Origin of the sequence: Halovivax cerinus, from assembly GCF_024498195.1 — an archaeon.
Lineage (GTDB): Archaea > Halobacteriota > Halobacteria > Halobacteriales > Natrialbaceae > Halovivax > Halovivax cerinus.
The window spans coordinates 1158972-1180397 of sequence record NZ_CP101824.1 but is presented as its reverse complement, the minus strand read 5'-3'; the positions used below and the strand labels follow the sequence as shown (position 1 = coordinate 1180397).

At 66.5% G+C, this 21426-nt stretch carries 21 protein-coding genes; 15 read left to right on the top strand and 6 right to left on the bottom strand.

Annotation, left to right across the window (positions count from 1 at the left end; genetic code table 11):
* The first annotated feature begins 155 nt into the window (after positions 1 to 155).
* The 8 genes from NO366_RS05505 (at position 156) to NO366_RS05470 (ending at position 6600) form a co-directional block, all read left to right on the top strand.
* Positions 156 to 611 carry a 30S ribosomal protein S19e gene (locus tag NO366_RS05505; protein ID WP_256533330.1) on the top strand — a complete coding sequence of 152 codons (456 nt, stop codon included), beginning with the start codon at positions 156 to 158 and terminating at the stop codon, positions 609 to 611.
* 90 nt (positions 612 to 701) lie between these two features.
* Positions 702 to 1049, top strand: a complete 348-nt coding sequence (locus NO366_RS05500; protein WP_256533329.1) for a DNA-binding protein — start codon at positions 702 to 704, stop codon at positions 1047 to 1049.
* Positions 1049 to 1642: a DUF7411 family protein gene (locus NO366_RS05495; RefSeq protein ID WP_256533328.1), complete on the top strand. Its 594-nt coding sequence runs from the start codon at positions 1049 to 1051 to the stop codon at positions 1640 to 1642. The genes NO366_RS05500 and NO366_RS05495 overlap by 1 nt, the downstream gene beginning before the upstream one ends.
* 262 nt (positions 1643 to 1904) lie before the next feature.
* Positions 1905 to 2294 (top strand): hypothetical protein, encoded by a 390-nt coding sequence (locus tag NO366_RS05490; RefSeq protein ID WP_256533327.1) that lies wholly within the window; start codon positions 1905 to 1907, stop codon positions 2292 to 2294.
* A gap of 368 nt (positions 2295 to 2662) precedes the next feature.
* Positions 2663 to 3763 carry a branched-chain amino acid ABC transporter permease gene (locus tag NO366_RS05485; protein WP_256533326.1) on the top strand — a complete coding sequence of 367 codons (1101 nt, stop codon included), beginning with the start codon at positions 2663 to 2665 and terminating at the stop codon, positions 3761 to 3763.
* Positions 3760 to 5067, top strand: coding sequence for a branched-chain amino acid ABC transporter permease (locus tag NO366_RS05480; RefSeq protein WP_256533325.1), 1308 nt, complete (start codon positions 3760 to 3762; stop codon positions 5065 to 5067). Before NO366_RS05485 ends, NO366_RS05480 begins: the two co-directional genes overlap by 4 nt.
* Positions 5057 to 5899: an ABC transporter ATP-binding protein gene (locus NO366_RS05475; protein ID WP_256533324.1), complete on the top strand. Its 843-nt coding sequence runs from the start codon at positions 5057 to 5059 to the stop codon at positions 5897 to 5899. The genes NO366_RS05480 and NO366_RS05475 overlap by 11 nt, the downstream gene beginning before the upstream one ends.
* Entirely contained in the window at positions 5896 to 6600 is a 705-nt protein-coding gene (locus tag NO366_RS05470) for an ABC transporter ATP-binding protein (protein ID WP_256533323.1), read from the top strand. Before NO366_RS05475 ends, NO366_RS05470 begins: the two co-directional genes overlap by 4 nt.
* Before the next feature lie 6 nt (positions 6601 to 6606).
* Here NO366_RS05470 and NO366_RS05465 read toward each other — a convergent pair whose 3' ends face one another.
* A complete protein-coding gene (locus NO366_RS05465; RefSeq protein WP_256533322.1) occupies positions 6607 to 7848 on the bottom strand; it encodes an ABC transporter substrate-binding protein in 1242 nt (413 codons plus the stop codon).
* A gap of 405 nt (positions 7849 to 8253) precedes the next feature.
* On the bottom strand, positions 8254 to 8376 hold the full coding sequence (locus tag NO366_RS05460) for an ATP-binding protein (RefSeq protein ID WP_256533321.1): 123 nt from the start codon (positions 8374 to 8376) through the stop codon (positions 8254 to 8256).
* Positions 8377 to 8442: 66 nt separating this feature from the next.
* On the opposite strand from NO366_RS05460, the gene NO366_RS05455 reads away from it, so the two are divergent.
* The gene (locus tag NO366_RS05455) at positions 8443 to 9132 is read left to right on the top strand and encodes a nucleotidyltransferase domain-containing protein (protein ID WP_256533320.1); all 690 of its coding nucleotides are present in this window, start codon (positions 8443 to 8445) and stop codon (positions 9130 to 9132) included.
* Positions 9122 to 9640, top strand: a complete 519-nt coding sequence (locus tag NO366_RS05450; RefSeq protein WP_256533319.1) for a DUF8154 family protein — start codon at positions 9122 to 9124, stop codon at positions 9638 to 9640. Before NO366_RS05455 ends, NO366_RS05450 begins: the two co-directional genes overlap by 11 nt.
* A 13-nt stretch (positions 9641 to 9653) precedes the next feature.
* Here the strand turns inward: NO366_RS05450 and NO366_RS05445 are convergent, their stop codons facing one another.
* Positions 9654 to 10688 (bottom strand): sensor histidine kinase, encoded by a 1035-nt coding sequence (locus tag NO366_RS05445; protein ID WP_256533318.1) that lies wholly within the window; start codon positions 10686 to 10688, stop codon positions 9654 to 9656.
* Positions 10689 to 10932: 244 nt separating this feature from the next.
* Here NO366_RS05445 and hisS point away from each other — a divergent pair, with 244 nt between their 5' ends.
* Entirely contained in the window at positions 10933 to 12231 is a 1299-nt protein-coding gene (gene hisS / locus NO366_RS05440; protein ID WP_256533317.1) for a histidine--tRNA ligase, read from the top strand.
* Between the two features lie 60 nt (positions 12232 to 12291).
* Here the strand turns inward: hisS and NO366_RS05435 are convergent, their stop codons facing one another.
* Entirely contained in the window at positions 12292 to 12501 is a 210-nt protein-coding gene (locus tag NO366_RS05435) for a hypothetical protein (RefSeq protein ID WP_256533316.1), read from the bottom strand.
* Between the two features lie 247 nt (positions 12502 to 12748).
* Here NO366_RS05435 and NO366_RS05430 point away from each other — a divergent pair, with 247 nt between their 5' ends.
* The 3 genes from NO366_RS05430 to NO366_RS05420 all read left to right on the top strand — a co-directional run bounded on the left by NO366_RS05430 (position 12749) and on the right by NO366_RS05420 (position 18403).
* A complete protein-coding gene (locus NO366_RS05430; RefSeq protein ID WP_256533315.1) occupies positions 12749 to 14218 on the top strand; it encodes a sulfatase family protein in 1470 nt (489 codons plus the stop codon).
* Positions 14219 to 14432: 214 nt separating this feature from the next.
* Entirely contained in the window at positions 14433 to 16499 is a 2067-nt protein-coding gene (locus tag NO366_RS05425) for a hydantoinase/oxoprolinase family protein (RefSeq protein ID WP_256533314.1), read from the top strand.
* The gene (locus NO366_RS05420) at positions 16496 to 18403 is read left to right on the top strand and encodes a hydantoinase B/oxoprolinase family protein (RefSeq protein WP_256533313.1); all 1908 of its coding nucleotides are present in this window, start codon (positions 16496 to 16498) and stop codon (positions 18401 to 18403) included. Before NO366_RS05425 ends, NO366_RS05420 begins: the two co-directional genes overlap by 4 nt.
* Before the next feature lie 297 nt (positions 18404 to 18700).
* Here the strand turns inward: NO366_RS05420 and NO366_RS05415 are convergent, their stop codons facing one another.
* Complete coding sequence (locus NO366_RS05415) at positions 18701 to 18976, bottom strand: PadR family transcriptional regulator (RefSeq protein WP_256533312.1); 276 nt, start codon at positions 18974 to 18976, stop codon at positions 18701 to 18703.
* A gap of 412 nt (positions 18977 to 19388) precedes the next feature.
* Here NO366_RS05415 and NO366_RS05410 point away from each other — a divergent pair, with 412 nt between their 5' ends.
* Positions 19389 to 19715: a hypothetical protein gene (locus NO366_RS05410; RefSeq protein WP_256533311.1), complete on the top strand. Its 327-nt coding sequence runs from the start codon at positions 19389 to 19391 to the stop codon at positions 19713 to 19715.
* A gap of 108 nt (positions 19716 to 19823) precedes the next feature.
* Here NO366_RS05410 and NO366_RS05405 read toward each other — a convergent pair whose 3' ends face one another.
* Positions 19824 to 21344 carry a sulfatase family protein gene (locus NO366_RS05405; RefSeq protein ID WP_256533310.1) on the bottom strand — a complete coding sequence of 507 codons (1521 nt, stop codon included), beginning with the start codon at positions 21342 to 21344 and terminating at the stop codon, positions 19824 to 19826.
* Positions 21345 to 21426: the final 82 nt, after the last annotated feature.

Genomic DNA, 21426 nt, shown 5'->3' with positions numbered 1-21426 from the left:
GTCCCCCTGGCGGCGCAGCGGACGGTGGTTCACCGCGCTCCCTGGCGAGGCGAACCGGGCGGTCGTGGGCACGAGCGGCCGAGGCGTGGGGACGCGGCGCACGCGCCCGGACGACACCGATGTTGTTTTATGCGGGCGCTGGATACGCACCTGCAATGGCTACGATGTACGACGTCCCGGTCGACGCCCTCATCGAGGCGCTCGCCGCGGACCTCGACGACGAACTCGACGAACCCGACTGGGCGCCGTTCGCGAAAGGCGGCGTCGGGAACGAACTGCCCCCCGAACAGGAGGACTTCTGGGCGACCCGCGCGGCCAGCCTCCTTCGCAAGGTCGCCGACACCGGCCCCGTCGGCGTCGAGCGGCTCTCGACGGAGTACGGCGGCTCGAAGCGCGGTTCGAACCGCTACCGCGTCGCCCCCGACAAGCGCGCCGACGGCTCGAAGAACGTCATCCGAACGATCCTCCAGCAGCTGGAGGACGCCGGATACGTCGAGACCGCCGAAGGCCAGGGTCGGCGTATCACCGCCGAGGGTCGCAGCCTGCTCGACGACACCGCAGGTGAAGTCCTCTCGGACCTGGACCGACCGGAACTCGAACGCTACGCCTGAGGCCGGTTCCGGCGGTCGGGTGCCACAGCGCCCCGACCGGCTCGGTCGCCTCCGTAATCATTTTCCCCGCAGCGACCCAACCGCACACGTATGAGCAACGGGGACGACGAACTCGACGAACTCCGAAAGGAACGCATGCAGGAGTTGAAAGACCAGGCCGACTCGCAGGGTTCGAACGCGGAGGCCCAGCAGGCCGCCCAGCAACAGGCCGAAGCCCAGAAGAAGGCCGTACTGCGACAGCACCTCACCGACGACGCGCGCAAGCGACTCAACACGGTGAAGATGAGCAAAGAGGGATTCGGCCAGCAGGTCGAACAGCAGGTCATCGCGCTCGCCCGGAGCGGGCGCATCCAGGGCAAGATCGACGACGAGAAGATGAAGCAGTTGCTGAACGAACTGAAGCCCGAATCCAAGAGCTTCGACATCCGCCGACGCTAATGCGACTGGGACTGCTGTACAGCGGCGGCAAGGACTCGACGCTCGCCGCGTTGCTCCTGGAGAACTTCTACGACGTGACGCTCGCTACCGCCCACTTCGGCATCACGGACGACTGGCGACACGCCGAGCGCGCGGCCGCGGAACTCGACTTGCCGTTCCGTCGAATCGAACTCGACGAGTCGGTCGCCGAGGACGCCGCCACCCGAATCCGCGAGGACGGCTTCCCCCGAAACGGTATCCAGCACGTCCACCGGGAGGCGCTGGAGGCGCTGGCTGGCGCGGACGACTTCGACGCCATCGCAGACGGCACACGCCGCGACGACCGCGTCCCGACGGTTTCGCGTGCGCAGGCCCAGAGTCTCGAAGATCGCCACGACGTCGACTACGTCGCCCCGCTGTCGGGCTTCGGTCGCGGCGCGGTCGATCGACTGGTCGACTCGACGCTCGACGTGACCGTGGGGCCGAGCGAGGAGATTCACCGCGCGGACTACGAGGCCGAGTTGCGGGCCGTGATCGCCGCCGAGGGCGGACAGGACGCCGTCGCGGAGTGCTTCCCCGATCACGATCAGACGCACGTTACCGGTCGGCGGTAGGATAAATCTCGCGGGGTAGCCGCTGGTTCGACCGCGGATCGGCCGCGCGACCCCGTCTCCGGTTCTCGCGACCCGGTTTTCTCGATCGAATTCTTCGCAGTCCACCGACGAGGTGCCCAATACGTCGCCGGACGTGGGTCGACTCCCCCACCGACGTGTTGGACGCCGTGGCCGATCGGTGCGGTCCGATTTCGGCTCGCCACACAATCCACGTGAGTCACACACTAGCAAGTATAAGTGAGTGGTCGCCGATGGAAGGGGTATGACCCCCGACACGCCAGGTGAGCGGGCGTGGGCAGAACGGTGGGACCGACTGTACGATGCCCTCTCCGCCGAGCCGAGGCGGGAGGTCATCATCTCGTTACTCGAAGCACCCCCGGAACAGGGCCTCCCCTTGCCTGACGCGGCCGTCTCCCCCAACCAGACGGTCGACCCCGACACGCTGGCCGTCCAGTTACGGCACCACCATCTCCCCGTCCTCTCCGATGGCGGATACGTCGACTGGGACCGGGACGCGTTTGTCGTCGAACGGGGCCCGAACTTCGCGGAACCGGCGTTCGTCGTGGACACGCTGTTGCAGGCGAGAGCCGAGATGCCTACCTCGCTGACCGACAAGTGCAGGGTTCTCCGGGAGATGGAGTGCGAAGGGTAGCATCGACGAGGAGCGCACCGAGCCGCTCAGAACTCGACTCACGCCCCGTCTACCTCACTCTCGCTCACGGTCGGTTCCCAGCAGTGGGTGTCGGCGGCGGCCCGGTACATCTCTGGCTAACCTGAGAAGTACCACCGCGTCTTCACAAACCCATCAATCTCGCATTACTATGCCTCGAGGGGGTACCGGTTGTGCTCCGCGAACCGGGAGCGGTCCGTATTGAGACCGAAAATCACCACGAAGTGGCTCGAGGTAGGGAGATTTCGATGTCAGGAAATTCTACATTCTGGGTTAGATATTTAAGCACTATATCGCAATATGGGGGCGTAAGACGGAAAAATGATAGGAATTACAATATTGATGGATTTATGATACAGGCTGCGATGCAGCGCTGGATCGGCGTCCGAGGCCGGACCACGAAAACGGCCGTGGCCCTCGGGATCGTCCTGATACTCGGCCTCATTGCGGCCGATATCGTGCGCGGACAGCTTTCGGCGGGGACCGTCGGTGTCTATCTCTGGCAAGGAGTCATCATCGGACTGGTCATCGGCCTCGCCGGCGTCGGGTTGACGCTCACGTACAGCATCCTGGGGTTCGCGAACTTCGCACACGGCGAATACCTGACCGTCGGGGCGTTCGGTGGCTGGGTCGCGACGTTCGTCGTCGCGGGCATCGGGACGCTCGAACTCTCTGGACTGCTCCTTCTCGGGTTCGGGAGTAGCGAAGTGAACGCTGGATCCGCCGGGGTGAACGTCGCGACCGCACCCGCCGCGATCGTCGTCGGTGCCGGATTCGCTGCCGTCGTCACAATGTGCCTCGCTCTGGCGCTCGATCGAATCGTCTATCGGCCGATGCGCGAACAGGACGGAATAGCACTGCTGATCGCCAGCATCGGGGTCGCGTTTATTCTCCGATACGCCCTCGTTTTGGTGTTCGGAACGGAACAGGCGGGTTTAACGACCGGGAGCGGTCCCGACGTCTCACTTCCCGCCGTCGGCGTGTCGGCGAGCGCCCACGAACTGACGCTCATCGTGGCCGCCATCGCACTGGTCGTGGGCCTCCACCTCCTGCTCCAGCGAACGAAACTCGGAATCGCGATGCGCGCGATGGCCGATAGCGAGTCGCTCGCTCGGGTCACTGGGATCCCGACGGAACGAGTCGTCCGCGATACGTGGCTGATCGGCGCCGGATTGACTGGCGTCTCGGGGTACTTGCTCGTCCTCTGGCGGGGTTCGATCTCGTTCGATATCGGCTGGAACATCCTCCTGCTGGTGTTCGCGGCGGTCATCCTCGGGGGGATCGGTTCCGTCTACGGGGCGATCGTCGGCGGCCTCGTCATCGGCGTGGCCAGTCGGCTCTCGCTGATCTGGTTACCGGCGGGCTTCGTCAACGTCACCGCGTTCCTGGTGATGATCCTCGTCTTGATCGTACGTCCGCGCGGGATCTTTTCAGGGAGGTCGTCGACATGACCGACGGTACACATCCATCACGAATCGAGTGGTTCACCGAGGAGGTTCCCGGGGGCGACGCTGCGCTGGTCGCCGCCGTAATGGGCGCGCTCTACGTGGGCTTTACGGCGCTAAGCCTGCTGGTCGGCGTCACACTCACGGGACTCGTTAGCGGTCTCCAGGGCATCACGTTCTTCGCGGCGGTCTACGCGCTGGCCGCGCTCGCGCTCAATCTCCAGTGGGGATACGCGGGACTGTTCAACGTGGGCGTCGCCGGATTCATGGCGGTCGGCGTGTACACGATGGCGATTCTCACGCGCCCGGTCAATCCCGACACCGGAGTCGGCGGATTCGGGCTTCCGCTGGTCGTGGGCGTTCTCGGCGGGATCGCCATCGCCGCACTGCTCGGGTTCGTGGCGGCGGTCCCGGCACTTCGTGTCCGCGACGATTACCTCGCCATCATCACCGTCGGACTGGGAGAAATCGTCAGACTCACCGTCAACTCCCAGACGTTCGCACGTGTGGACGTGTTCGGCGTCACGACGGGAACCGGTGGCGCGAACGGCCTCTCGTTACCGCAGAACCCGGTCGACGCGCTGTTCTACGTAAATCCAGACTCCCCCGCCGAGGGGGCGACCATCCTCGGAGACGCCCTCTTCGGTGTCGCCAGTAGCGTCGGAATTCCGAACGCGGTGGCCCTGAGCTGGGCCTACACACTCGTCGTCGTCGGGTTCGTCGGCCTCTTTTACGTCTATCTGGCCAGGCTCGCCAACTCGCCGTTCGGACGGGTGTTGAAGGCGATTCGCGAGGACGAGATGGTCGCCGAAGCGCTCGGCAAGGACACGAACCGGTTCAAGATCACCGCCTTCGTGGTCGGGTGCGCCCTGATGGGGCTGACGGGGATCCTGTGGCAGGGGAGCCAGGGGTTCACCAGTCCTGCGAACTATCTCCCACAACAGACGTTCTACATCTTCATCGCCCTCATAATCGGTGGCGCGGGATCTAACACGGGAAGCGTCCTCGGCGGGGCGTTGTTCGCGGGTCTCCTGTTTCGAGGGCCACCGCTGCTCGCAAACACCGTCGAGGCGTTCGCCGACTTCGGACGGGCGCCGACGACGGTCATCGACGCCGTGATTCCACTCGCGAGCGCCGATCCGTTTCCGCTGCTGGCCTTCCTGTTCGACCACATCGCGGCGCTTCGATTCATGCTGGTCGGGGCCGTCCTGATTTACCTGATACAGAACCGGCCCCAGGGACTGCTGGGACATCGAAAAGAGACGGCGTCGACCGTCTCGCTCGCCAGAGGTGGGACCGATGAGCAGTAGCGAGAGCGACACCACCGCAGACACGGACAGGCAGCCGAACACGCAGACGGCCGAGGGGACGCCACCACTCCGTGTCGAGGGACTGCAGAAGAGCTTCGAGGGGATACGGGCGGTCGACGGGGCGAGCTTCAGCGTCGAAGCGGGAACGTTGACCGGAATGATCGGGCCGAACGGAGCGGGGAAATCGACGACGTTCGACTGTATCACGGGATTCCACACCCCCGACGGTGGAACTGTCGAGCTCGACGGCCGACCGATAACCGGCCACGCGCCACACGAGATCGCACAGGCGGGGCTCGTCCGAACGTTCCAGATCGCGCGCGAACTCGAGGAGATGACGGTCCTCGAGAACCTGATGCTCGCGCCACAACATCAGCTCGGTGAGGGAATGTGGCGGGCCGTGCTGCCCGGATCGCGAGGCCGACGGAGCGTTGCAGCCAGCGAGCGTGAGCTCCGGGAGACGGTCTGGGAGACGCTGGATCGATTCGAACTCTCGCACCTGGCCGACGAGTACGCCGGTACCCTGTCGGGCGGGCAACGGAAACTGCTGGAACTGGCACGGGCGTTGCTCGCCGACCCCGACGTATTGTTACTCGACGAACCGCTCGCCGGGGTCAACCCGACACTCGAAAAACGACTCCTCGAGCGAATCGAGGACCTCCGCGCGGACGGACACACGTTCCTGCTGGTCGAACACGATATGGACGTTATCATGACACACTGTGACCGCGTCATCGTGATGAATCAGGGGGACGTCCTCGTCGAAGGGCCACCGGAGACGGTCCGTACGAACGAGCAGGTCATCGAAGCGTACCTCGGAGGTGACGTATGAGTCTCCTGACCGTCGAGGAGCTCGATGCCGGGTACGGTGACCTGCAGATACTCGACGACGTCGATCTCACCGTGGATGCGGGGGAGTACGTCACGATCGTCGGGCCGAACGGCGCCGGAAAGAGTACGGCGATGAAGTCAGTCTTCGGCCTGACGGACCACATGGGCGGTTCCGTCCGCTTCGACGGCGTCGACATCACGGACGACAATCCGGAGGACATCATTCGGAAGGGGCTGAGCTACGTCCCACAGAACGAGAACGTCTTCCCGTCGCTCTCGGTCGAAGAGAACCTGCGAATGGGTGCGTACATCCTCGATAGCGTCCCCTCTAGCGCGCTCGACGCGGTGTACGATCGCTTCCCGATCCTCAGGGAGCGGCGAGACCAGCGCGCAGGGACGATGAGCGGCGGGCAACAGCAGATGCTCGCGATGGGGCGGGCGTTGATGCTAGAGCCGGAACTGTTGTTGCTCGACGAGCCCTCGGCCGGTCTCGCGCCCGACCTGGTCGACGAGATGTTCGACAAGATCGACGAGATCAACGCGACGGGGACGTCGATACTGATGGTCGAACAGAACGCAAAAACGGCGCTCAGACGCTGTGATCGCGGATACGTACTCGCCCAGGGGCAAAATCGATACGTGGACGAGGGAGACGCCCTCCTCGACGACGAGGACGTCCGCCGGGAGTTCCTCGGCGGATAACTCCGCTCAGTCGGCCGCGTACTCGATCGTATCGACGTCCTCGACCGAGCCGTCCTCGTTGTAGACGAACACGGCGTAATTGACGCGTTTCATGTCGCCGTTCTCGTCGAAGTCGACGTTACTCGAGGCGCCACGGTACTGAACCGTCGTCCCGTCGGCAGCCATCTGTACGCCCTCGGCGAAGTTCTCCGGCGAGACGACTTCACCATCGGGATTGGCGACGGGTTGCATCTGCGCTTTGATCTCGGACCCATCGTTGGCCCCTGCAGCCGCGTTCGCGAGCATCAGGATGGCGCTCGCGTCGTACATGTACGAGTAGAACGGTGGCGTGTCCGCATCGTACTCTTCGCTGTACAGGTCCGCGACGAAGTCCTTGCCCGGTCCGGCCGCGACCGACGAAACGCCGGTGATGTTGGTCAGGGGTTCGCCGACGTTTCCGGGGAGCTCTGGATCCCGCATGCTGTCCGGAACGACGATCGGCGTGTCCCGACTGTAATTCGAGTAAAAGTCCCGCAGCAACTGGGACCCACCGGCGGGGAACGCGACGACGAACAGTGCGTCCGGGTCGTTGCTCATGGCCTTCTCGAGTTGCGAGACGTAGGACTGTTCTTGCTGTCCGACGGCGACCTGCGCTTCGATGGTCCCGCCGTTCGACTCGAAGGTCTCGCTGAACGTCTCGTTCAACGCCTGCCCGTAGGCGTCGTTGACGTACACGACCGACGCGCTACTGGCGCCGACCCGATCGCTGGCAGTCTGTGCCAGGGCGCGCCCCTGGAACGCATCGCTCGAGATCGTACGGTACACGAAATCGTCGTCGTCCAGCGACGTCAGTCGTGGAGACGTGCTACCCGGCGTACAGCAGACGATCTGTCGGGGTTTGTATATTTCGTTCGTGACCTGAATGGTCGCCTCGGAGAGGAGTGGCCCGACCACCGCTGGAAATCCCGAGTTCGCCAGCGACTGTGCCGCGCTGATACTCTGCTGGGGGTCCGTCTGTGAATCCTGGACGCTCACCTCGGCGCTCGTGGACGTATCGGCGTCGTTTATCTGAATTCGGGGGAGATGACCGACGTCGCGGAGCGGGACACCGACCGACGACAGGCTTCCGGTCTCCGCAACTACCATCCCCATCTTGATCGTTCGGTCGCCACCGGTTTCGTTCCCTCCTTCCAGACACCCCGCGAGTGCGAGCGCGCCGGCCGTTCCTGCGGCCGAGATGAACGAGCGCCGATTAGTGTGCGAATGCATACCAATCAGTTTATGAACATCACGTGATAAAGTATTTTTGCCCGGTAAGAGACACTTCGAGGTGTTCTACGAATCATATGTCAGATTTAAACGTAGATTCTGGGCCGGTGTGGACGACGTCGCCGGTCGACAAACCGATGTCGCGAACGCGCGAATTCGGACTGGCGGTCGACACGTCGATACGGTTTCGACCTGCACGAACAGTCCGAAGCGTCCGAAGCCGTACCGTTTCGACGACGGCCAGCAGGGCTTTCGGGGGTCACTCAGAGAGTCTTCGGCGGTCGACGTCGAACCCCGTCGGACGTCGGTCCGGGGACGTCGTACGGACGCGGTCCGGGGGGACTACCGACGGGTGTGAGGCCCTCACGCCTATTTTGTGCCGGGACCGATATTCGTCCCTCCCACTCAGAACTCGAATCGCGCCCCGCCCGCCTCACTCTCGGTCACGGTCGGATCCCAGCCGTGCGCGTCGGCGACGGCCCGAACGATGGCGAGGTTCACCCGCAACGTGTTCCTTGGTTCGACCACCGTCCGGGATCCGACTACGATGCTCGTGGCGGAATAGTTAAGACATATTGAACCGTAAAACCGTTCATGGACGGAAATACGGTTCATTCTTCAGGTGACGGCCACGGGACCCGCATCTGTCTTCCGCTCCCGCTCGGAGACCGAGAGGCGTTTCGACACAGTGCAACGACCGAGATCCTGCACGTGCTCGCGAGTAACCCCGACTCCGCCTTCTCGAATCGCGAGCTCCACAGGCTCACCGGGAAAGGGATGTCGAACGTCAACGCCGCCGTACGTTCTCTCGAAGGCCTCGGCGCCGTACACGTCGACCGCGATGGGCGATCGAACGCCGTGCGGATCGATCCGGAAAAGCTGGTTCGAAGCGACGATCCAGTGACCACGATCCCACAATCCGAGTACCACGATCCGGTGCGAGCGATACGCCAGCGGCTCCTCGACCGCGTCGGTGATGACGCCGCAATCGTGCTGTTCGGGAGTGTCGCACGTGGGAGCGCCGATCGAGCGAGCGACATCGACGTCTTCGTCGTCGTCGAGGACGGCCGAATGGCCGCACAGCGAGCGGCACACGGAATCGAGGAGGAGATTGCCACAGAGCGATTCGGCGGTGATCGGTACCAGCCACACATCGTCGTCGAGACGCGCGACGGAGCCGCGAGACACGATCGCATCCGTGACGTGCTCGTGGATGGGATCACACTCCACGACGCCCCGGCTCTCGACGGGGTGAAAGCGGAGGTGGTGTCGCGTGGGGCTTGACGACGTCGTCGACGCCGTCGAGCGCGTCGAGTCGCTGGTAGCTGACGGTCAGACCGGTCCGGTCCAGGAGTCGTTGTCGTGGCAGCAAACGGATGCCGACATCCAGCTGGGAAAAGCATGTGCGATGCTGGGGACGTGCCGACAATTACGCCGTGGCACGAACAACCACGTCAGTATCGTGGAACTGTCGTTCAATGCGATCGAACGGTCGTTCCAGTTCTATCTCGTCGACCAAACGGCCGCATCGTCGGCCGATTTCCGGAAACACGAGGACGTGTTCGAGGACATCGAACGACGTGGCGTATTCTCGAACACGAGCGTTCCGGCCCGGATCGACGCGTTCCGGTCGGAACACCGCGCCCGGATATACTACGATATCGACCGACCGGGTCGAGATTTGGCGATTGGAATGTACGAGTTAGCCGAAGTGGTACACTCGTACGTCGTGGGATTCGCAGATGCGCATTCTAGGTGTAGCTGTGAGGAGTCGGCAGACGGCGGAATCTGATTGGGCCAGCACGTCAGAACTCGAAGCGAGCCCCGCCCTCCTCACTTTCTGACACGCGTGGCTCCCAGCCGTGCGCGTCGGCGACGGCCCGAACGATGGCGAGTCCCAGCCCCGAGCCGTCCTGGCTCGACGAGACGCCCTGTTCGAACACCGAGTCGCGCACGTCCTCGGGGATCCCCGTCCCGTCGTCTTCGACGTAGAAGCCGGTTCGCAGCGGGCCGACGCGGACCGTATCAGCGTCGCCGTGTTCGACGGCGTTGCGAAAGCAGTTCTCGAAGAGCCTCCGGACACGTTCCTCCTCGACGTGGAGCGTCCGATCGCCGTGGACCTCGAGGCTGGCGTCGGCGGTGTCGACGGCGTCCCAGGCGGACGCGGCGAGGTCGACCAGCGGGACGGGTTCGGGGTCGATCACCTCGGAGCCGCTGCGCGCGACCGAGAGGGTTTCTTCGATGAGTTCGTCCATCCGATCGAGGCTCTCGTCGACGGCCCGGAGGTGCTCGGCGTCGCCGGTCCGAAAGGCCTCCTGCAGCCGGCCGTCGGCGACCGACAGCGGGTTTCGGAGATCGTGGCTGACGAACGAGGCGAACTGGTCTAAGCGTTCGCGCTGGCGGCGGGCCTCGCGGACGGCCGCCCGTTGTTGAATCTCGTACCAGCCGGCGACGCAGCCCGCGGCGACGCCGACGGTTCCGGACAACAGGGTGAGGTACAACGGATTTCGCGGGCCGAGTCCCTCCAGGCTGAGGACGAGCAGGTGCAGCGCCGTCACGAGCGCGGCCGCCAGGAACCCGCCCAGGCCGAACGCGAAGACGCTGAGTCGGTCGCGCGGTGTGACGCCCCTCGTGACGAGGTAGCGATCGACCACGACGACCGCGGTCGCCGCGAACAGCGGGCCGATGCTCTCGAAGATCGCCCGCGAGGAGACGTTCTCGGCGACGACACGGACGGTGATCGTCGCCGCGAGAAGCAAACCGAGTGCAGTCAACGGCGAGAAGGGCAACCGCTCGGCGAGCGTCGCGACCCAGTCGTCCTCCTCGACCGTCGCGGTCACAGGCCCCGACACGTTCCGGGACTAAATCAAGGTCCGGGCTGTGCTCAGTCTCCCCTCGTTCGAACCAACCACGAACGGTGACTGGAATTAGTTCCGGCGACCGTATCAAGTATGACTATTGGTTGTTCGAAGCCGCCGTGGCGGTACGTTTCGTATTGAGAGAGCACCACCACGAACGACGGTGCCACCCGTTGGTCACTCCAAAGTGAACACATCAAAGTACGCCCCGCGCGAACGGGCCGCTATGTACGACCGCATCAAGGGTTTCCGGGACTTCTATCCGGAGGAGATGGGGGCCCGCCGGGAGGCCATCGACACGCTCGAGACGACCGCCCGGCGCTACGGCTTTCGCGAGATCGGGACGCCCTCGCTCGAACGCGCGGAGATCTGGACTGACAAGAGTGGCGACGACATCGTCGAGGAACTGTACGCCTTCGAGGACCAGGGCGGCCGGCACGTCACGATGGTGCCAGAACTCACGCCGACCGTCGCGCGACTGGTCGTCGCCAAGCAGCAGGCCCTCTCGAAGCCCATCAAGTGGTTCTCGACGCGCCCCTTCTGGCGCTACGAACAGGTTCAGCAGGGCCGCCAGCGCGAGTTCTACCAGACCAACGTCGACATCTTCGGCTCCAGCGAACCCGAGGCCGACGCCGAGATCCTGGCCTGGGCGGCCGACGCGCTAACCGGGTTGGGACTGACCGGCGAGCACTTCGACTTTCGGGTCTCCCACCGCGACATTCTCGGCGGACTTCTCGAGAGCTACGACGCCGATGTCGACGTTCGCGACGCCATCCGCGCGGTCGACAAGTCCGACAAGGTCGACCGGGCCGAGTACCTCGATCGTCTCGTCGACGCGGGGCTATCGGACGGCCAGGCCGCGGAGTTCGCGGACCTGATCGCGAGCAACGACCTGGATGCCGTCGTCGAATACGCCGACACCGAGGGCGTCACCGGGGCCGTCGACAACCTCCAGGCGGTCCTCGAGGCCGCCGAGGACTTCGGTGTGCGCGAGTACTGCACCGTCTCGCTGGACACCGCGCGCGGGCTCGACTACTACACCGGCGTCGTCTTCGAGTGCTTCGACTCGACGGGCGAGGTCTCCCGGTCGATCTTCGGCGGCGGGCGCTACGACGACCTCATCGAGTCCTACGGCGGCCAACCCACGCCCGCGGTCGGCGTCGCCCCCGGCTACGCCACCCTCTCGCTGCTCTGTCAGCGCGCCGGTGTCTGGCCCGAGGAGGCGCTCGCGACCGACTACTACGTCCTGCAGGTCGGCGACACCCATCCCACGGCCGCCCGGATCGCCCGCGACCTCCGCGAACGGGGACACGTCGTGGAGTCCGACGTCGCCGGACGCTCGTTCGGCGCACAGATGAACTACGCCGACTCGATCAACGCCGAGACGGTCGTCATCGTCGGCGAGCAGGACCTGGCGAACGACGAAGTGACAGTTAAGGACATGGCCAGCGGCGACCAGGTCACGGCGCCCGTCGAGGACTTCCCTGGCGACCGCGATCGACCCACGATCGGCGACTTCGAGTGACCGGCGGTCGCAGTCGGCGAACCGCGTACCCACCGTTCGACGGCCGAAAGCGCGGTTCGATCAGAAATCCCGCTCGACCGGCGTCCACTCGACGTCCGGCTCGTCGGCGCCAGCTGCCTCGTCGCTCACCGGACGCTCCTCGTCCGTCTCGATCGGGGTGTGACCCGTCTCGACGTGGTGGTCGATCATCGCCCGGTTCAGGTCGGATCGGGTCGTCTCCGGCCCCGTTTCACGGGACCAGCCACAGACCGCACAGTAGGCAGTGGTCACGGCTTACCTCCACCTCGTCCGCCATCGACGGTCAGTCGACGGCTGTACTGGGACACGCATTTTAGTCGCTCTCTCGCACGGAAACCACCTAATTCCTCCGAGAGATCGCCCGGCCGATGGCGCCGGGCCGGCAACGGGGGAACCGCCGCGACGACCGCCGGCGTATCCGGGTGGTGACCGGGACCGGGGAAGATCCACGATTCGAGGCTACCCCACCATTATCACCACCGTCGGTGTACGCCGCCCGATGGCCGACACGCCGCCGAACGTCCTGCTCGCGCTCACCGACCAGGAACGCTACGACGTCTCCGCGCCCGAAGGACCGCCCGTCGAGACGCCCGCGATGGACCGCCTCGCCGCCGAGGGAGTGCGGTTTACGAACGCGACGACACCGACGAGCATCTGTACGAGCGCGCGGGCCTCACTGCTCACCGGCCAGTTTCCCCACGGCCACGGCATGCTGAACAACCACCACGAGGCCGACGCGATCCGGTCGAACCTGGACCCCGAGATCCCGACGTTCTCCCAGCGCCTCGCCGAGGCGGGCTACGAACTCACCTACACCGGGAAGTGGCACGTCGGGCACGAGGCGACGCCCGCGAAATTCGGCTTCTCCTACCGCGGCGGCAGCGACGACCACCACGACGACGCGCTGGACGACGCCTTCGCGCGCTACCGCGAGGAACGCGGCCTCCCGCCCGGCGAGATCGAGTTCTCGGACGCGATCTACACCGCCGGTACGGACGGCACGCTCGTCGCGGCGACGACGCCAGTCCCCGTCGAGGCGACGCGGGCGCACTTCATCGCCGACCGGACGATCGAGGCGATCGAAGCCCACGCTGAGGGCGACGTCGACCGGTCCGGAGACGGCGGCGCTGACACCGACCGCCCGTTCTTCCACCGCGCGGATTTCTACGGCCCGCACCACCCCTACGTGATCCCGGAGCCCTACGCCTCGATGTACGACCCCGACGACGTCGATCTACCGGCGAGCTACGCGGAAACGTTCGACGGGAAACCCCGCGCGCACCAGCAGTTCCTCGGCTACCGCGGCGTCGCGGGCTTCGACCGAGAGACCTGGACGGAGGTACTCGCGACGTACTGGGGGTTCGTCTCGCTCATCGACGACGAGCTGGGACGCGTCGTAGACGCGCTAGACGAGGTCGGACTCGCCGACGAGACGGTCGTCGTCCACGCGTCGGACCACGGCGACTTCGTCGGCGGCCACCGTCAGTTCAACAAGGGCCCGCTTATGTACGACGACACCTACCGGATCCCACTGCAGGTTCGGTGGCCCGGCGAGGTCGAGCCGGGGACGACCTGCGAGGCGCCTGTCCACCTCCACGACCTCGCCGCGACGTTCTGTGAACTCGCCGACGTCCCGGTCCCCGACTCGTTCCACGCCCGGAGTCTCGTCCCACTGCTCGCCGGCCGGCGACCCCACGCCTGGCCCGATTCCACCTTCGGCCAGTACTCGGGCGAGGAGTTCGGCCTCTACACCCAGCGGCTGGTCCGCACGGACCGGTACACGTTCGTCTACAACGGCCCCGACGTGAACGAACTGTACGACCGCGAGGCCGATCCGGCCCAGCTCCAGAACCTGATCGACCACCCGGACTACGCCGACGTCCGCCACGATCTGGCCGACCGGCTCGTCGCCTGGATGAACGCGACCGACGACCCATACCACAAGTGGGTGCCGAAGACGGTCTCGTAGCGGTTCGGACGGACCGCCGGCCGGGGCGGTTCCGCCGAGCGGCACGTTCTCGGATCGATTCGTGCGACGGCCCCGTTCTCGGATCGATTCGTGCGACGGCCCCGTTCTCGGAGCGATTCGTGCGACGACCCCGTTCCCGGGGCGGTCCGAGCTGCCGTCGAGCCACGCCTGCCGCCTCGCCAACCGTTATGGATCGGTCGCTGCAAGGAGGCCCATGAGGGATTCATCGACGGGGGTCCGGGTTGGCGTCGACGTCGGCGGGACGTTCACCGACGTGGTGGCGGTCCGCGACGGCGAACTCACCGTCACGAAAACCCCGTCGACGCCCGACGCGCCGGACGAGGGCGTCGTCGAGGGGCTCGAACTGAGTCGTGTGGCGGGCGGCTACGCCTTCGAGGACGTCGCCGATCTGGCCCACGGGACGACCGTAGCGACGAACGCCGTCCTCGAACGCGACTGGGCGGACGTCGCGCTGGTAACGACCGAGGGCTTTCGCGACGCGCTCTCGATCGGGCGACAGGACCGCCCAGACATCTACGACTACACCGAAACGAAACCCGAGCCGGTCGTCCCCCGACGCCGCCGCTTCGAAGTGACCGAGCGCCTCGACGAGCGCGGTCGGGTGCGGACGCCGCTCGACGAGGCGTCCGTTCGCGCGATCGCCGACGAGTTCCCGGACGAGATCGAGAGCGTCGCGGTCTCGCTACTCTTCTCGTTCGAGAACGACGCACACGAGCGCCGGGTCGGGGAGATTCTCGACGACGAACTGGGGGGCGTCTCCCTCTCGCTGTCGAGCGACGTTCGCCCGGAGATCAGGGAGTACGAACGAACGCTCGTCACGGCGCTCAACGCGGCACTCAAACCCGTCATGGACGCCTACGTCGGGCGACTGGAAGGGGCCGTCGGCGACCGGGGCATCGAACCGGCGCTGCGGATCATGCAGTCGAACGGCGGAACGATCGGTGCCGACCGCGCCCGAACCCGCCCGGTCGATACCCTGCTCTCGGGGCCGGCCGCAGGCGTGCAGGGCGCGGCCCACGTCGCCGATCTCCGCGGCCAGGCCGACGTCATCACGATGGACATGGGCGGGACCTCCTGTGACGTCTCACTGGTACGGGACGGCGAGCCCGCCGTCGACACCGGCCTGGAGATCGGCGCGTACCCCGTCGCCGTGCCGTCGGTCGACGTTCACACCATCGGGGCGGGCGGCGGGTCGATCGCGTGGGTCGACGACGGCGGTGCCCTCCGCGTCGGCCCCCGCTCGGCCGGCGCAGCGCCGGGCCCGGTCTGCTACGGTCGCGGCGGTTCGAAACCGACCGTGACGGACGCGCAAGTCCTGTGCGGGCGGCTCGACCCCTCGCGCTTTCTGGACGATGGTCGGGAGGACGGCGAGGGGCACGGTGGCGTCGACCGCGACGCCGTCGAAGCCGCGGTGGCCGAACACGTCGCCGAGCCGCTCGGTCTCTCGATCGACGAGGCAGCCGAGGGCATCCTCGACGTCGCGAACGCCACCATGGAGCGGGCGCTACGCGTCGTGACCGTCGAAGCGGGGCACGATCCACGCGACTTCGGACTGGTCGCCTACGGCGGCGCTGGGCCGGCCCACGCGGCGGCGCTCGCCGAGTCGCTGTCGGTTCCGCGGGTGCTCGTTCCCCGGACGGCGGGCGTACTCTCCGCGCTCGGGCTGCTCGTCAGCGATCGGCTCGTCGAGCGGAGCGCGTCGATGGTCCGCCCGCTCGCGGACGTCGACCCGGGGGCGATCGAGGACGCCCTCGCCGACTTCGAGGCCGAGGGACGAGCGCAGCTTGGCACAACCGATCGGATCCTCGTCGACCGATCGCTCGACCTGCGCTACGTCGGCCAGACGTTCGACCTCACGGTCGACCTGCCCGACGAACCCGTCACGGGCGAGACGCTCGCCACCGCCGTCGAGGCGTTCCACGCGGCCCACGAGCGACGGTACGGCCACGCGTCGCCCGACGAACCCGTCGAACTGGTCACCGTCCGGGCGCGCGCCCGGGCCGTCGTCGAACCGCCGGCGCTCTCGGCGGCCGATGGCCCCGGTGCGAACGAGGGAGACCCGATTCGTGAGACGCGGTCGGTCGTCTTCGGCGGGACGACCCGCGAGACGCCGGTGTACGACCGCCAGGGACTCGTCGCGGGGGACGAACTCGACGGACCCGCGATCGTCGAGGGGGCAGAGAGCACGGTGGTCGTCCGTCCCGACTGGTGTGCGACCGTCGACGAGTACGGCACGATCGTCATGGAGGTGGGAGCGTGAGCGACGAACCCGATTCGAGGGCGGCCGGTGGCACCGGAGATGACGGTGGACGAAACGGCGGTGACGGTGAACGGAGCGGGGCCGATCGCGACGCCATCGACCCGATCACGCTAGAAGTGCTTCGCAACGCGTTCGCGGCCGTGGCCGAGGAGATGAACGCCAATCTGGTTCGAACGGGCTACTCGCCGAACATCACGGAGCGCAAGGACTGCTCGTGCGCACTGTTCGACGCCGACGGCGAGATGCTGAGCCAGGCCGAGACGATGCCCGTCCACCTGGGCGCGATGCCCTTCTCCGTCGCGGCCGCGCTGGAGCGCTTCCCGCCGGAGACGCTCTCGCCCGGCGACGCGATCGTCCTCAACGATCCCTTCCGCGGCGGCGCCCACCTGCCAGACCTCACGCTCGTGACGCCGATTTTCGTCGAGCGGGAGGGGGCGGGCGGTGTCGCTCCAGACGACGACCAGGAACTCCTCGGTTTCGCCGCCAACCGCGCCCACCACGCCGACGTCGGGGGCTCGCGGGCGGGCAGCGTCGCGGCCGACTCGACCGAGATCTACCAGGAGGGGCTCCGGATCCCGCCGGTGAAGCTCTACGACGCGGGAGAGATCGTCGCCGACACGGTGGACCTGATTCTCTCTAACGTCCGCACACCGGACGAGCGCCGCGGAGACCTCCGCGCCCAGTACGCGGCCAACGAGACCGGTCGAACGCGGCTGCTCGATCTCGCGACCGAGCGCGGCGTCACTACCCTGCGAAACGCGGCCGGCGACGTCCAGGACTACGCGGAAACGCGCATGCGTGCAGCCATCGCGGACCTGCCCGACGGCACCTACAGCTACGCGGACAGCCTGGACGACGACGGTCGTGCCAGCAAGGACGTCCGGATCGAGGCGACCGTGACGATCGACGGCGACGCCCTCACCGTCGACTTCGACGGGACGGACGCCCAGACCGAGGGACCGATCAACGCCGTCTTCGCGGTCACGGCGTCGGCGACCTACTACGCCGTTCGCTGCGTGACCGATCCCGAGATCCCCGCGAACGCGGGCGCGTACCGGCCGATCGAGATAGAGACGCCCGAGGGGTCCGTCGTCGACGCCGAGCCCCCAGCCGCTGTCGTCGGCGGTAACCTGGAGACCTCCCAGCGCGTGACGGACGTCGTCCTGGGTGCTCTCGCCGACGTGGACCCGGAACGGGCCCTTGCGGCAGGCCAGGGGACGATGAACAACGTCACGTTCGGCGGCGTCGACCCGCGGACGGACGATCCCTACGCCTTCTACGAGACTGGCGGGGGCGGCTTCGGCGCGCACGCGGGCGGTGACGGGATGGACGGCGTCCACGTCCACATGTCGAACACGATGAACACGCCGGCGGAGGTGCTGGAGACCGCCTATCCGCTCTCCGTCGAGCGCTACGCCTACCGGCCCGACACCGGCGGCGCGGGCGAGTACCGGGGCGGCCTCGGCCTTCGGCGAGACATCCGCGTCCGGGCCACAGGGCCGACCGGGGCGGCGTTCAGCCTGCTCGCCGACCGACGAACGCACGCCCCGTACGGCGTCGCTGGCGGTGAAAGCGGTGCGCCCGGTGAGGACGTGCTGTACCGAACTGCGAATTGCGAGTGCGACGCCCACGACGACGGAGCGGGCGACGACGCGGGCGAGCGACTCCCCGGCAAGTGCACCCGGACTCTGGCGGCCGGCGACGTCGTCAGCATCCGGACGCCGGGCGGTGGCGGGTACGGAGATCCCGCCGATCGCGACACGGGAGCGATTCGACGCGACCTCGCCGACGGGCTGGTTTCGGTCGACGCCGCACGGCGAACGTACGGCGCCGATCTCGTCGAACGCGCCGTGGCCCGTGCCGATGCGACGATCGAGGACGACGAGTCGGGGCATTCCCACTGAGCGCGTGATCCGGGAACACCACACGCACCGATCCGCTGACGATGCCCCCCGTAGAAGATGGTGGCCGACCGGCGACGACTGTGAGGAGATCGCGTGACGGCGAGGCCAGCCGAACGGGGACGAACGGGTTCCGGGTAACGACGAAGCCGACCAGCCGGTCGGGAGTGGGTCGACGGTCCCGGCGAGGGGCCGTCGACACCACGAACCAGACAGTGACGAACGGCCAGTCGCGTCGCTGTCAGGGGCCGTCGGCAGTGACGAGGTGACCGAGCGGGCACACGAGTCCCCGCCGGCCGGTCACGTATCGACGTACTGTGATTCCCACTCGCGCCGTTCCTGGATCAGTTGCTCGCCCTCCGTCGTGATGTCGTAGTAGTTCGTCCGTCGGTCGAGCTGGCCTTTCTCGACCAGCCCCCGATTGACGAGGGTATCGAGGTTCGGATAGAGCCGACCGTGGTTGATGTCGGCGCTGTAGTAGCCCTCGATCTCGGCTTTGACGTCCTGACCGGACGGCTGGTCGGCCGCGGCGATAACGTACAGCAGGTCGCGTTGAAACCCGGTGAGTTCGTGCATCGACAACCGAAGAGACACTCCATCCGACAGACCGTTGTTACTCTTGGCGTACGCATTCTAGGCTCACCATACCGCACCGATAGCGTCTGCGATCCGGCCCCACGGTTTCGGCGGCGGAGCGTGACACCTGTCGGGTCGGGAGCGCGGGCACCGAAGACGGACGCTCCCGTCGGAATCAGCCACGTCCCGCCTCGATACGTGGCGACAGGTCGCTCCCGATGGACAGCCAGTCGACAGACAGGGGGTTCGGACGGCTCACCGGGACCGACACGAGCGAGGGGGCCGACGATAAATTGTACAGAAGCAGAGAGTTTCGCGAAAATATTTGTATAATGTACACATATTCTCGTTTTTGTGTACGTTCGTCGGTCTCGACTAGAAGACTTATGGTGGGTCCCCCGCGTTTCCCGATATGGCACGCGACACACCGGTACGGACCGGTCGACAGTCGACCGCAGACGAACCGCTTCCAAATCTCGTGACGATCGTCGGCCGCGGCGTCCCCTCGTCCTTCGAGGTCACCGTCGACGGCGAGATCGAGGCCGTGGCGGACGATCCCGTCGCCGACGGCACCGTCGTCTGCGGATCCGCAGCCGAGGGAACGATCGAGGTCGGTGTCACACGTCTGCGCTTCTCCGGCGAGCTGGCGACCGTCAACCTCGTCGACTGGAACGGCGTCTCCGCACCGGAATCGTCGAGCACCCCCACCGTCCACGTCGATTACGGCGTGGCGCGGTAATCCACGAGTTTCGTCTCCACGGCGCGCCTTCTGCGAACCTACTACCGACTAGACAGCGGCGACACCGAACTGAACGCGTCGTCGACACCGACGCAGGTGGTGATCGGTTCAGCGATACCCCAGGTCGGCCAGCCGGCGTTTCGTCCCGTCACTCATTTCGACGGCGTCCGTGCGGACCGGTCGATCGAATCCCGGTAATCGCTCGTCCAGCCGGCCCGAGAGGTCGGCGACCACCGACGGACGACGATCGGCGACGTCCACACGCTCGCCGGGATCCGTCGGCAGGTGGTGGAGCCGACGGAAGCCGTCCGACCCCTCGACGTACTTGTACTCGGCCGTCCGAATCGCCCGGAGCCGGCGGTCGAACGCGCGGACGCGATCGGGGACCGCGCCGAAGCGCGCTTCGAGGCGCTCGATCGACGGCTGGGGCGCGACGTACTCGGCGAAGACGGCCTCTCGCTGCGGCTCGTCGGCGCCAGGGTGGAGCGATCGGCCGGCCCCCTGTGCCCGGAGGCGGGAGTCAGAGACCCCGGTCGCGTCCAGCAGCGTCTCGGGGAGGTCCAGGAGCTGAACGAAGTCGGTCCGCGTCTCACCGTTCGCGAACGGGCCGCCGTTGATCACCAGCGGCACGTGCAGGAGGGTGTCGTACAGATTGTACTGGTGGCCGAAGAAGTCGTGCTCGCCGACGTGCTCGCCGTGATCGCCGCAGATCACGAGGATGGTGTTCTCCCACTCGCCGGCCGCTTCGAGCGAGGCACGAAGGCGCGACAGCTGGGCGTCGGCGTAGGCGAGCGAGCCGCGATACAGCCCTCTGAGGGCCGCAAAGTCCCCGTCGTCGAGTCTGTAGTCCTCGCAGTCGAACGCCCGCGGATCCTGGCGGATATCGCGGGCGGCCTCGTGCGAGACGTCCGGCGGGAGGAACGCCTCGGCGTTCGACCGGGGCGGATCGTAGACGACGTGCGGCTCGATTATATTACAGAAACAGAAGAACGGGTCGTCGGTCGACCGCCGGCGGAGCCACGAGTCGATCCAGTCGATGCTTCGAGCCGCGCCGTCGTCGCCCGCTGGCTGGACGAACTCGCTGTAGACGACGTTCGCGAGGTTCACCAGCGGGTTGCCGGAAAAGAGGCGTTCGCGGGCGGCAGTCACCTTCTCGGAGAGGCACTCCCCGCGGACGACGGCCCCCATGTCGGTGTCCGACTGGTGGAACTGCCACCCGCGGCGGAGCTCGTCGAATCCGCGATCGAAGCCGAACTCCTCGGTGATCCAGGTGTTGTTCGAGACGCCGACCGTCTCGTACCCCGCGTCCGCGAAGGCCTCCGGGAGCGTCCGCAGCCCGTCGTCGAGCACCTGATGTCCGCCGTGGGTCCCGTGTTCGCTCGTGTACGTCCCCGTAAACAGCGAGGCGTGCGAGGGAACCGTCCACGGAGCCGTCGAATAGGCGCGCTCGAATCGCGTCCCCTCCCCGCCGATGTCGGAAAGCGTCGGCATCGTCTCCGCGTCGACGTCGACCGCGCGCGCGGTGTCGAGCACGACCAGACAGACGTTCGGCCGCTCGGTTTCTCGCAGGCCCGACCGCTGGTCGCCATGGCGCTTCCCGTCGTCCGCCGAATCGCCGTGCGTCGTCATGGTACCTCTACCTGCGGCGGTATCGGGGAAGGTCGCGGCCCCGGCGTACGCAGGTGGTATAGGCTCTCCCTACCGCGGAGCC

Excerpts from the sequence above, each read along its gene's own strand:
- NO366_RS05505 (WP_256533330.1), top strand. The coding sequence starts at position 156 with ATGGCTACGATGTACGACGTCCCGGTCGACGCCCTCATCGAGGCGCTC.
- NO366_RS05500 (WP_256533329.1), top strand. The coding sequence starts at position 702 with ATGAGCAACGGGGACGACGAACTCGACGAACTCCGAAAGGAACGCATG.
- NO366_RS05495 (WP_256533328.1), top strand. The coding sequence starts at position 1,049 with ATGCGACTGGGACTGCTGTACAGCGGCGGCAAGGACTCGACGCTCGCC.
- NO366_RS05490 (WP_256533327.1), top strand. The coding sequence starts at position 1,905 with ATGACCCCCGACACGCCAGGTGAGCGGGCGTGGGCAGAACGGTGGGAC.
- NO366_RS05485 (WP_256533326.1), top strand. The coding sequence starts at position 2,663 with ATGATACAGGCTGCGATGCAGCGCTGGATCGGCGTCCGAGGCCGGACC.
- NO366_RS05480 (WP_256533325.1), top strand. The coding sequence starts at position 3,760 with ATGACCGACGGTACACATCCATCACGAATCGAGTGGTTCACCGAGGAG.
- NO366_RS05475 (WP_256533324.1), top strand. The coding sequence starts at position 5,057 with ATGAGCAGTAGCGAGAGCGACACCACCGCAGACACGGACAGGCAGCCG.
- NO366_RS05470 (WP_256533323.1), top strand. The coding sequence starts at position 5,896 with ATGAGTCTCCTGACCGTCGAGGAGCTCGATGCCGGGTACGGTGACCTG.
- NO366_RS05465 (WP_256533322.1), bottom strand. The coding sequence starts at position 7,848 with ATGCATTCGCACACTAATCGGCGCTCGTTCATCTCGGCCGCAGGAACG.
- NO366_RS05455 (WP_256533320.1), top strand. The coding sequence starts at position 8,443 with ATGGACGGAAATACGGTTCATTCTTCAGGTGACGGCCACGGGACCCGC.
- hisS (WP_256533317.1), top strand. The coding sequence starts at position 10,933 with ATGTACGACCGCATCAAGGGTTTCCGGGACTTCTATCCGGAGGAGATG.
- NO366_RS05430 (WP_256533315.1), top strand. The coding sequence starts at position 12,749 with ATGGCCGACACGCCGCCGAACGTCCTGCTCGCGCTCACCGACCAGGAA.
- NO366_RS05425 (WP_256533314.1), top strand. The coding sequence starts at position 14,433 with ATGAGGGATTCATCGACGGGGGTCCGGGTTGGCGTCGACGTCGGCGGG.
- NO366_RS05415 (WP_256533312.1), bottom strand. The coding sequence starts at position 18,976 with ATGCACGAACTCACCGGGTTTCAACGCGACCTGCTGTACGTTATCGCC.
- NO366_RS05410 (WP_256533311.1), top strand. The coding sequence starts at position 19,389 with ATGGCACGCGACACACCGGTACGGACCGGTCGACAGTCGACCGCAGAC.
- NO366_RS05405 (WP_256533310.1), bottom strand. The coding sequence starts at position 21,344 with ATGACGACGCACGGCGATTCGGCGGACGACGGGAAGCGCCATGGCGAC.